This window comes from Stenotrophomonas sp. YJH_SMC_10, from assembly GCF_059371555.1.
Window position 1 is genome coordinate 170,788 of record NZ_JCAFUS010000010.1, and the last position, 9,219, is coordinate 180,006.

Below are 9,219 nucleotides of genomic sequence, written 5' to 3' on the forward strand. Positions count from 1 at the left end.
GGAGGCAATTGTGGAACTGGGGTTTCACGCCTACTATTCGCGCATGTGAACAGGGGCGCGCGCGCTCCTGTTTTGCGTGTCACAGGGGGATCACGGACGAATGACAACTAACGTTTTAGACTTTAAGGCGAAGCGCATCACCAGCGACTCTCGCTGGTCGCTGATGATTGACAAGTACTTTTGCTACGTCGATGACAGTGGCTTTGACAAGATTGCGAACCGCGCGGGCGCCGCGATGATCTGCGCTGGCGACGCGAGGCTCATTGATCAGTGGAAGCAATGGTTCCACAAGGGCGATCCCGATGCAGATCTGCCCGGTACGTATCGGACGCTGGCTAACGGCCAAGTGTCCGACGTTTGCATTTCCATCATCGAGAAGCCGATCTTCACGGTGGATTGCAAATCGGGTTCTTACCATGCGTATGAGACTTTTGCATCGTTTTGCGGCAGCGGTGGTGCTGCTGCGCTTTCGTGTTATGCGTCGAACGGTTGCTCATTTCGTTGTGTAGAGACGGCTAGCAAGCACGATATCCAGACCGGTGGCAGCGTGAAGTTCGTCGAGATCGACACGCAGAAGCATAACCTCGGCCCGGCCAACACGACTTACGCAGACTTGGAAGAGTCATTTCTCAAGAGAGGAAGAATCATGAACTTGGTTACTGGCGAATTCGCTAACGTTCAGCCCATAGACGAAGGCGTCCTGCGTCAGGCTCTGAGCGCAGGCACTGTCGCTCTAACCGCCCCGACAGGCCACGCACCGCGCGCATGGACCGAGGAAGAGAAGCAGGCCGCTCGCGACGCGATGCGCCGTATCATTGCTCGCGAGCAGGCATCGAACCAGGATTGATGCCGCACGTTTGCCTGTCATGGAAAAGCCCCGCTTCGGCGGGGCTTTTTTGTTGTCCCCAATTGGGACAGTAGTGAGGATGGCCCGCTACCTAGAACTTCCTCAACCCTGCGTGGATCAGCGCCTTACCCAAGATGCTCACATCGCCAGGATCTGGCCGGTAGGCTGGAAAATCGGTGTTGACGCTCACGACGTACAGACCATCGCCACGCTTTTGCAGCATCTTGATCTGTGTCTCGCCACCGATGTTGATCAGGTAGTAGTCGTCGCCGTCGAAGTAGTCGCAGCTGGTGTCGATCCAGACAATGTCGCCGTCCTCGAGCTTGGGCCGCATCGACGGCCCGCGGCCGGTGATGATCTTGATCCTGCCTGGCTTGGGTAGGTAACCGAGCTTCCTGCGGACTTCCCATTCTGCAACTTCGATGGTCTTCACCACCTCTGGGTAGTCTTGGTTGACCATCCCTGCACCCATCCCTGCACCCCCTTCAAACAAGTCGAAGCGAACATAGCCGGGTGGTGTCTCATTCTCCGCGACGTATGAGACGGAGGGCTCTTGCACCCCGCTATACATCGGTCCTTTGCCGGTGGCCAGCCAGACCTCGCTGACGCCCAGGCCCTTGGCAGCGGCCAACAGGTTTTCGCCCCGTAGGAACTTTGCCTTCCCGCTGAACCAGCCGTTGACGCTGGGAGCGGAAATGCCAACGCGGCGGGCCAGCTCGGCTTTGGTGATCTGCGCGTGCTCAATAGCGAGCGTAAGTCGTTCGGCGAGAGTAGTCATTAGGAAAGGCTAACGGCAATTGAGTTAGGACTGGCTATTGACTGAGTAATTAGCTAGTCCTAATCTGCGCGTATGGACAACCTTACCGCTTCCGAGATCATCGATCGCTTGGGTGGCACCACCGAGGTGGCCCGCATTTGTCAGATCAAGCCGCCGTCTGTGAGCGAGTGGCGCTCCAGCGGTATCCCCCCGGCCCGGCGGCAGTTCCTGGAACTGCTGCGGCCCGACGCCTTCGGGATTGGTGGGGCCGCTGCCTACCAAGCGAGCAGTGTTCACGTGACGAAGAGCGCGCTGCGCGCCCGCCTTGGTATGGCCAGCGACAAGCACCTGGCCACCTTGCTGCAGCTCCCTGCAGATGAGGTCGAGGCTTGGCCGGAGGAGGGCGCGCTGCCCGCACTGCCGCAGATTCAGCGCCTTCTCGGTGGCGAGCCGAAGGCAGCTGCTGAGCCAGCGACCGAGGATCCCGATGCCGGCCGCATCGGTCCCGTCGACACCGCCTAAAAGGCCATCGCTGGCCGTCGTCCCTGACTCATTGATCTCCATGGCGCTCATCGTGCGCCACCCGGGCCCAGCCCGAAACCTTGAAACACAGCCTTCTCCAAGGTGACCCATGACCTGCCGCACATCCGCTCTCAACTGGCTCGACGTTCTCTACAACTCCGTGCGCAAGACGCCCGGTGGTGTCGTGGACGCGGCCGCTTTCCTAGCCGACCGACGCGGCAAATCCATGCATCCGGAGACGCTGCGCGCGAAGTTGCGCGGGCTGGAGGGTGAGTCCGTGACGATGGAGATAGCCGAACTGCTGACCGAGTGGATGCAGGAGAAGGCAGGCGGCAGCGATTACGCCCTGGACTGGATGCAGGCGCTGGCCGGGCAGTTCGGCATGGCGGTGGCCACCGTTCCGCCTCCGCCGGAGGGTGGCTGGTCGGACGAGATCGGGGCCATCCAGACCAAGCTGCTGGAGATCACCACACGGGTAGGGCGCCTGTCTGGCACCGCCGTGGACGCGATGGCCGATCACCATATCGACAGCGACGAAGCGAAGCTGATGGTGGAAGAGGCCAACTCGCTTATCACGATGGCACACCGGCTGATCCGTAATGTGTCGCGCGCTGCAGCGAAGGGGAGGGCACGGCAATGAACCACCCGGCCCGCTCCACTGATCCGCAGTCCAGTCACATTGCCGCCGCCGCGCTCGCTGAAAGCGGCGCGCTTCGTCTCCAGCATGCCAAGACCGAGGCTGCGGTGATCCGCCATCCTGGCCAGAGCAGCCTGCACCTGTCGACGCTGACTGGCCTTGATCGCCACATGTTGGGTCGCCGACTGCCTGAGCTGGCCCGCGAGGGACGCATTTGGCGCGGCCCGACCGCGCCGTGCGCAACCACCGGCAAGCCCGCATGCACCTGGTGGCCGGTTGCGCCGGGCTCCAACTTCAACTTGGCAGTCTGAAGAAATGATCAAGATGACCGCATCGGCGCTAGGATCTGCCGTACCTCAATGCTCGGAGGAGCGAGACCTTGGCCGACCCAACCATCCTGAAAGCGCTGCAGACCGTTGCGAGCGCAGGGGGCATGTTCCTCTTCAGCATCGAGGCACCGTTCGGTGCGAGAAAGGCATTCGCAACCGCCGAACAAGCCGCAGCGATAGCGGCCGGGGAGCTGCATACATCCGCTCTTTTGGGCCTGACGCCTTCCGAGTACTACGACTGGATCGAGTGGGGAGGCCGTGTGCAATGCAGCGCCCACACTGGGGCTGGGCAACGCTGCCGGAACACTGTGACCGGAGCGGCGGACGAGGTGCCCGCTCGGTGGAAGTCGCTGTACGACCAGCAGCCCTACTGTCGGGTTCATGGCGGGGAGTAGTCTGCCCTGAGCAGAACACCCGGGGTGCCCTGTGAGCGCCCGGGTAACGGGCCTGGTGTTCTCCAGGTATCCGGGGAGTGGCGGGGAGCTGCTGCTTGCGTTGGCATTGGCCGACCACGCGCATGATGATGGAACGCACATCTTTCCGTCGATCGCCAGGCTGGCGCACAAGACGCGCCAGTCTGAGCGCTCCGTGCAATACCAGCTGCGACGCATGGAACAGGCTGGTTGGTTGCTGCTGGTCAACTCTGGCCGCGGTGGCCGCCGACCGGGTTTCGAAGAGGGCGGCGTCACCCGCGAGTATCGGATAAATCCGGCTTGGTTGAAGGGTGCAGAAGTTGCACCCTTTGATGAGTCTCCCGTGGAACATCTCGGGGTCTCGATTCAAGGTCAATCCGTCGTCCAGAAGGGTGCAGATTCTGCACCCTTTACGGAGACCTCGAAGGGTGCAAAAAACCCTCGTGAAGGGTGCAAAAAAGCGTCGCAAAGGGTGCAAAAAGTGCCCTCAAAGGGTGCAACGGCTATTGCACCCGAACCAAGAGCAACCAAAAGCAACCAAGAGCAACCCTCACACCGTGAGTATGAGCGCGAGGCCGATCCTCTGGCGCTGACCACCGAGCAGGTCGACCGCGAGCTGGCCGGGTTCGGTAGTACGCCGACCGGCGTCGACCGCGAGCTGCTGGCCAGGTTCGTCCGTCACCGCGCCGCGATCCGCCGCCCGCTGTCGGTCCAGGGCTGGCTGCAGGTCCGTCAGCAGCTGCTGGACCTGATCGCCGCCGGCCACGACCCGAACGAGTCCCTGAAGCAGACGATGGCCGCCGGCCTGGCGCTGCCCGTGATCCCTGTCGCCCAGCCATCCTCAGGAGCAACCCATGCAAGCCCTCAACACGGTTCTGCCGACCGCACCGAGCAGCTCGAACAGCAGTTCTACGCCCAACGCCGAGGCGGTGGCCACGGTGGCGGCGCTGGGTTCGAACCAGGCGATGTCGTCGACGCCGAGTTTGCCGTCGTCGGCTGAGCCGCTGGGCGAGCAGCAGTCTGCCTACCTGTGGGAATTCTGGAAGCAGATGACGGCCATGTTCCCGGGGAAGTGGGAGCGCGAGAACGGCGCTGCGCCGTTCAAGAAGGACGGCAGCCTGACCATCGCGGCCGGCACGTGGTTCCAGGTGCTGAAAGGCCGCAGCCGGGCACAGCACGCGCGTGGCATGGCCTGCTGCCTGACCGAGGGCCGGGAGTGGCCGCCGAACCCGCCGAGGTTCCTGACGATGTGCCTGGACATTCCGGTCATCGCGACAGTTGAGCGGGAGATGGCGCCTGGCCGGCCGCAGAGCGGCTTCACGGTGCTGGTGCGATCGCTGCTGGACCTGCACCTTTACGCCACCGCTGACCACGGATCGCAGCAGCGTCGAATGCTGGAGGAGGCTTACACGCGCGCTGTCCAGTACGTCGTGGAGGGCAAGCCGGTGCCGCAGCCGGTGTTGGCGATCGAGCAGGAGAAGCACGGGGTGCGGCCGGTGCGCGATCGTGAATCTGCCCGTGCCGCCATGGCACGCGCTGCAGCTGACCTCGGCTTTGGTGAGAGCTGATGTGGTCTAAGGCACCGCCGCCGACAAAAGAAGAGGGCGCCCGGATCGAGCTGGCCAAGACCGGTCCGTGCATGGCCTGCCTGGCATTGCTGGAGCAGCAGCTGCTGGAGCCGGAGCTGGTGGTCTACGGCTGTGACTACAACCACGCCAAGAGCGGGAACCTACGGCGCGGTCACATGTTCGGCTACGCCCTCTGCAAGTGGCACCACATGCGGCATCCGATGGAGGGGAACACCTTCGCGACGATGCGCCAGATCTACGGCCCGAGCCTGATGGATGGCTCGCGGACGTTCCACGAGACGTACGGCTCCGACGACGAGCTGATTGCGAATCAAACCTACATCAACGAACTGAGGGCAGCATGAAGAAGACGAAGGCCATGGCGCCGAGGATCAACCCCCAGCGTGCGCCCCGCAAGCGGCGGATGGACCACAACACGGTGTCCCGGCCCAAGCGAGCCAAGGCACATGTGCTCGCCGATGGCCCGGCCGAGACGGTGGAGCAGTTCGAGGCACGCGGCGGGCAGGTGCAGCGCCTGACGGCCAGCTCGGACCGTGCGGCGTGACAGGTGCCGCAATAGAAGACAACCAAGACCGAGATCTATCGGACCACCGACACGCGCTACTTCTACAGCGACAACGCCGGCACCAAGTGGTGGTTCAAGATCACGCCGACCGTCCGCGGCCGGCCGGGCTCGGGCTCGGTGGTGGAGGCTACGCCGCCGCCGACCACCGCCGAACTGATCAAGCAGACCGAGCGGATCACCAAGGAAATCGTCGACCGGATCGAGGCAGATGCCGCAGAAGCGGCCGCGCGGGCCGACGGCCTGGCTGCCGCTGCCCGGGATCTCCTGGCCGAGGCTGAGCTGCGGCAGCGCGGCGTGTCCGAAGCTATGGAGGCGATCGCGCAGGAGGCGCAGGCCCGGGTCGACGGCCTGCTGAATGAGCGCATCGAGCGCGAGGCTGCCATCACGCTGGAGACCCAAACCCGGCAGAGCGACGTGGAATCGCTGTCACGCGCGCTGTCGGAGGTGGCCGCCGGCAGTGGGACCCAGTTCGACAGCCTGCGCATCTGGTACTTCGACACCGCCGTGGAGGAGTGGACCGGCAACGGTGCGCCACCGACGGTGGTCGATGGCTGGCTGCGGCCGGCCAATGGCACCGAGAACCCGTATGTTCAATCGCCGGCTGCTCTGGCCGTCGACGGCAGCGCCTACCACTTCGTCAAGTTGAGGGTGAAGCGCGTTGGCGATGCAGCGTGGGACGGCTTCCTGCAGTGGATCACGCTGGCCGACCTGGCATGGGACGTGAACAAGCGGGCGGCGATCCCGGAGCCGCGGTGGGACGACAATGGCGTCGGCACGGTCGATGTGGCCGATATCGCCTGGTGGCCGGGTGAGGTCGACGCCATCCGGCTGCAGTTCGGCGCGACCCAGACCGTCTCCAGCTACTTCATGACCGACTGGGTGGCCATCGGGCGTCCGACGCCCGGTGCCGGTGTGGCGCTGGTCCAAGAGGAAGCCCGCGCCCGCGTAGCGGCGGACGTGGCCGAGGCCAGCAAGCGTGAGACGCTGGCCGTGCAGCTGCGGGGCGACTACGAAGGCAGCGACCTGTCCCAGGTTCCGAGCGGCCTGTTTGCCGCGGAGCGCGATGCGCGGGTCACGGCCGATGAGGCCAACGCCAGCGCCATCGAGGTGATCCAAGCGCGAATGCCCACTGGCGATGGCACGGTTGCCACGGAGGCGAGCGTCACGGAGGAGCGCCAGGCGCGCGCAGACGGCGACAGCGCCAACGCTGAGGCGATCGGGCGGGTGTCTGCGAGGATGCCCGCCGGCGACGGCAAGCTGGCCTCTGCGGAAGCGCTGGATGCCGTCACGACCCGTGTGGAAGAAACGGAGGAGGGGATCCGGGCGGTCGGCGACAGAACGTCGTCGCTGGAAGCGCAGGTGACGTACAGGCACGCCGGCGACCGGGATTGGAACGCCGGTGACCGCGACGTGCGCGCGGGTGTGAAAACCTGGCAGTCCGTGATCGCCCAAGGCGATCGCGCCGTCGCCAAGCAGGTGGAATCGGTCCGTGCCGAGCTGGGGGAGTTCGAGGCCACGGCCACCCGTTCCATCGAGGTCATCGCAACGGAGCAGAGCGCCCAGGCTGTGCAGATCCAGCACTTGGGCGTCGAGCTGGACGGAAAAGCATCAGCGGACTACGTCGAGGAGATCAGCGCCCGGGTCAACGTGACCGAGCAGGGCATCGAGGCATTCACTGGCCAACTGCAGTCGGTGAAGGCTGAGGTGGACAGCAAGGCCAGCGCGCAGGTGGTGCAGGGCATGGAGGCCCGGGTGGTCCAGACCGAAAGCGGCCTGACCCAGGTACTGGCGAGGGCGTTCCTGAATGTCATCGCCAACAGTGGCGGCGGACCGCTGATCGGCGGCATGGTCATCGAGAACAACGGTCAGGTCGTCAACACCCGCTTCTCCAGCAACACGTTCGAGGTGATCTCGCCCGGAGCCAGTGAAGGGATGGAATGGCGCGGTGGCTTCCTGCGCGTCTGGAAAGGATCTGCTCAGCGCATCATTGGCACAAACTTCGGCAGTGCCGGCGACAACCTTGTCGATTACTTCGGCCCCAACGTCGGCGCCGGCGCTGCATCGAAGGCCAATGCGGTGATGTGGATGGACGCCAACGGCAACGCCTACTTCGGTGGCCAACTCTCGGCGGGCATCCTGCGCAACGCGGTTCAGACGACGACCACGCAGACCGTCGGCGTGGAGCTGGTCAACGGCCCGTTCGCCACCAACGGCCGCGTGCGGAGCGTCACTGTCAGCTTCTCCCGCCGGCATATCCGGACCAAGACCACCTACGGCAGCGACGGCTTTGTCGCGGGCGCCGGCCAGAACACAGCACGCGTGGAGATCTATCGGCGGGTAGGGGAGGGCGCTGAATCGCTGTGGCAGATTCTCAACGCCGGCGGCGGGGTGAACATCCTCAACGAAACGGATGGCCCCGACAACGCGATTTCCGACTGGGGCGGATCGTTCACGGTGAACGACACCAGCCCCAGCGCGCAGACGATGACCTACCGCGCGGTGATCACAAGCTTCACCGAGCAGACCGTGACGCACACCTCCGGCTCATTCCAGCAGCAGTCCATCACGCAGAGCTTGTCGATCATCTCGGTCGAGAACTGAAACCGCACGAGGCGCGGGCCGGCATGTCCGGCCCGCTTTGCCGTGGGCGATCAATAGCAGAGAACACACATGCCGCAGAAATTCATTGATCAAACGACCATCCAGCCGGATGGCCGCCCAGGCGACGACGCGTTCACCGCCTTTGCAACCTGCAACGACAACTTCGCGGATGCCGAGGGGCGCCTTGTGGCGTTGGAGGCCGGTGCTCAGGACGTGGAGGACCTGAAGATCGCACTGCAGCAGGAGAAGCAGCTGCGTGACGATGCAGATACTGCGCTCTCGCAGGCCATTGCTGCAGAAGTGACCGCACGCCAGAACGCAGACACTGCGCTTGGTGCACGCTTCATCCGAAAGAATGTACTTATCAACGGCGGTTTCGGAATCTGGCAGCGGGGTAACACGTTCACGTCAACGGCACCAGCCAATAGCAGCGACGCCAAGTACTCGGCGGATCGTTGGCTGATTAACGCTGGTGCCGGCGCATCAATAACTCTGACAGCAAATGTGCTCAACCCTGCGGACTACGATCAGGTTCAGAATAGCGGCAAGGCGCTGCCAAAAACTGAAATCGCCATCAGCGGCGGCGCCGGGCACTACGCTGTTATGGAGCAACGCATCGAGAACGTACACACGATGCAGGGGAAGCAGGTAACGGTGTCCATGCGTGTGTACGCTCCTGCCGGTACAAACAGGCAGATTGCCATTGAGTTCGTGCAGAATTTTCGAAGCAGCACACCGGCGGTTACCGGTATCGGCAGCAAGGTATTTTCGATCGGTGCAGGCTGGACGACCATTGCCCACACGCTCACTGTCCCGAGTACTGCAGGTAAGACGGCCGCTGCTGGGGACAACTTGGCGCTGACGATCTGGTTCTCTGGCGGTTCCGATTGGAATTCCCGCAATGCAGGTTTGGGCCAACAGCCTAACGGGGTCATCTACGTGACTGACGTGCAGGTAGA

The 9,219-nt window shown here is 63.7% G+C and carries 11 protein-coding genes; 10 read left to right on the top strand and 1 reads right to left on the bottom strand.

Features of this window, described 5'->3' with window-relative positions; genetic code table 11:
- Positions 1-100 precede the first annotated feature (100 nt).
- Complete coding sequence (locus AC5P9C_RS14395; RefSeq protein ID WP_495205197.1) at positions 101-847, top strand: hypothetical protein; 747 nt, start codon at positions 101-103, stop codon at positions 845-847.
- Between the two features lie 91 nt (positions 848-938).
- On the opposite strand, the gene AC5P9C_RS14400 is transcribed toward AC5P9C_RS14395, so the two are convergent.
- On the bottom strand, positions 939-1,625 hold the full coding sequence (locus tag AC5P9C_RS14400) for a LexA family transcriptional regulator (RefSeq protein ID WP_495205198.1): 687 nt from the start codon (positions 1,623-1,625) through the stop codon (positions 939-941).
- 72 nt (positions 1,626-1,697) lie between these two features.
- Between AC5P9C_RS14400 and AC5P9C_RS14405 the strand changes: the two genes are divergently transcribed.
- The 9 genes from AC5P9C_RS14405 to AC5P9C_RS14445 form a co-directional block, all read left to right on the top strand.
- Complete coding sequence (locus AC5P9C_RS14405; RefSeq protein ID WP_495205199.1) at positions 1,698-2,126, top strand: hypothetical protein; 429 nt, start codon at positions 1,698-1,700, stop codon at positions 2,124-2,126.
- A 109-nt stretch (positions 2,127-2,235) separates the two neighbouring features.
- Positions 2,236-2,766: a phage regulatory CII family protein gene (locus AC5P9C_RS14410; RefSeq protein WP_111190574.1), complete on the top strand. Its 531-nt coding sequence runs from the start codon at positions 2,236-2,238 to the stop codon at positions 2,764-2,766.
- A complete protein-coding gene (locus tag AC5P9C_RS14415) occupies positions 2,763-3,074 on the top strand; it encodes a winged helix-turn-helix domain-containing protein (protein WP_495205200.1) in 312 nt (103 codons plus the stop codon). Before AC5P9C_RS14410 ends, AC5P9C_RS14415 begins: the two co-directional genes overlap by 4 nt.
- Positions 3,075-3,518: 444 nt before the next feature.
- Positions 3,519-4,505, top strand: a complete 987-nt coding sequence (locus AC5P9C_RS14420; RefSeq protein WP_495205201.1) for a helix-turn-helix domain-containing protein — start codon at positions 3,519-3,521, stop codon at positions 4,503-4,505.
- Positions 4,471-5,073, top strand: a complete 603-nt coding sequence (locus tag AC5P9C_RS14425) for a hypothetical protein (RefSeq protein ID WP_495205202.1) — start codon at positions 4,471-4,473, stop codon at positions 5,071-5,073. Before AC5P9C_RS14420 ends, AC5P9C_RS14425 begins: the two co-directional genes overlap by 35 nt.
- Positions 5,073-5,438: a Ref family recombination enhancement nuclease gene (locus AC5P9C_RS14430; RefSeq protein ID WP_495205203.1), complete on the top strand. Its 366-nt coding sequence runs from the start codon at positions 5,073-5,075 to the stop codon at positions 5,436-5,438. Before AC5P9C_RS14425 ends, AC5P9C_RS14430 begins: the two co-directional genes overlap by 1 nt.
- A complete protein-coding gene (locus tag AC5P9C_RS14435; RefSeq protein WP_495205204.1) occupies positions 5,435-5,638 on the top strand; it encodes a hypothetical protein in 204 nt (67 codons plus the stop codon). The genes AC5P9C_RS14430 and AC5P9C_RS14435 overlap by 4 nt, the downstream gene beginning before the upstream one ends.
- A gap of 141 nt (positions 5,639-5,779) precedes the next feature.
- Positions 5,780-8,260 carry a hypothetical protein gene (locus tag AC5P9C_RS14440; protein WP_495205205.1) on the top strand — a complete coding sequence of 827 codons (2,481 nt, stop codon included), beginning with the start codon at positions 5,780-5,782 and terminating at the stop codon, positions 8,258-8,260.
- Between the two features lie 69 nt (positions 8,261-8,329).
- A partial coding sequence (locus tag AC5P9C_RS14445; protein WP_495205206.1) for a hypothetical protein occupies positions 8,330-9,219 on the top strand: 890 nt, incomplete at its 3' end.

What these genes read in the sequence shown, in the direction of transcription:
- AC5P9C_RS14395 (WP_495205197.1), top strand. Translation starts at nt 101, where the DNA reads ATGACAACTAACGTTTTAGACTTTAAGGCGAAGCGCATCACCAGCGAC.
- AC5P9C_RS14400 (WP_495205198.1), bottom strand. Translation starts at nt 1,625, where the DNA reads ATGACTACTCTCGCCGAACGACTTACGCTCGCTATTGAGCACGCGCAG.
- AC5P9C_RS14405 (WP_495205199.1), top strand. Translation starts at nt 1,698, where the DNA reads ATGGACAACCTTACCGCTTCCGAGATCATCGATCGCTTGGGTGGCACC.
- AC5P9C_RS14410 (WP_111190574.1), top strand. Translation starts at nt 2,236, where the DNA reads ATGACCTGCCGCACATCCGCTCTCAACTGGCTCGACGTTCTCTACAAC.
- AC5P9C_RS14415 (WP_495205200.1), top strand. Translation starts at nt 2,763, where the DNA reads ATGAACCACCCGGCCCGCTCCACTGATCCGCAGTCCAGTCACATTGCC.
- AC5P9C_RS14425 (WP_495205202.1), top strand. Translation starts at nt 4,471, where the DNA reads ATGTCGTCGACGCCGAGTTTGCCGTCGTCGGCTGAGCCGCTGGGCGAG.
- AC5P9C_RS14430 (WP_495205203.1), top strand. Translation starts at nt 5,073, where the DNA reads ATGTGGTCTAAGGCACCGCCGCCGACAAAAGAAGAGGGCGCCCGGATC.
- AC5P9C_RS14435 (WP_495205204.1), top strand. Translation starts at nt 5,435, where the DNA reads ATGAAGAAGACGAAGGCCATGGCGCCGAGGATCAACCCCCAGCGTGCG.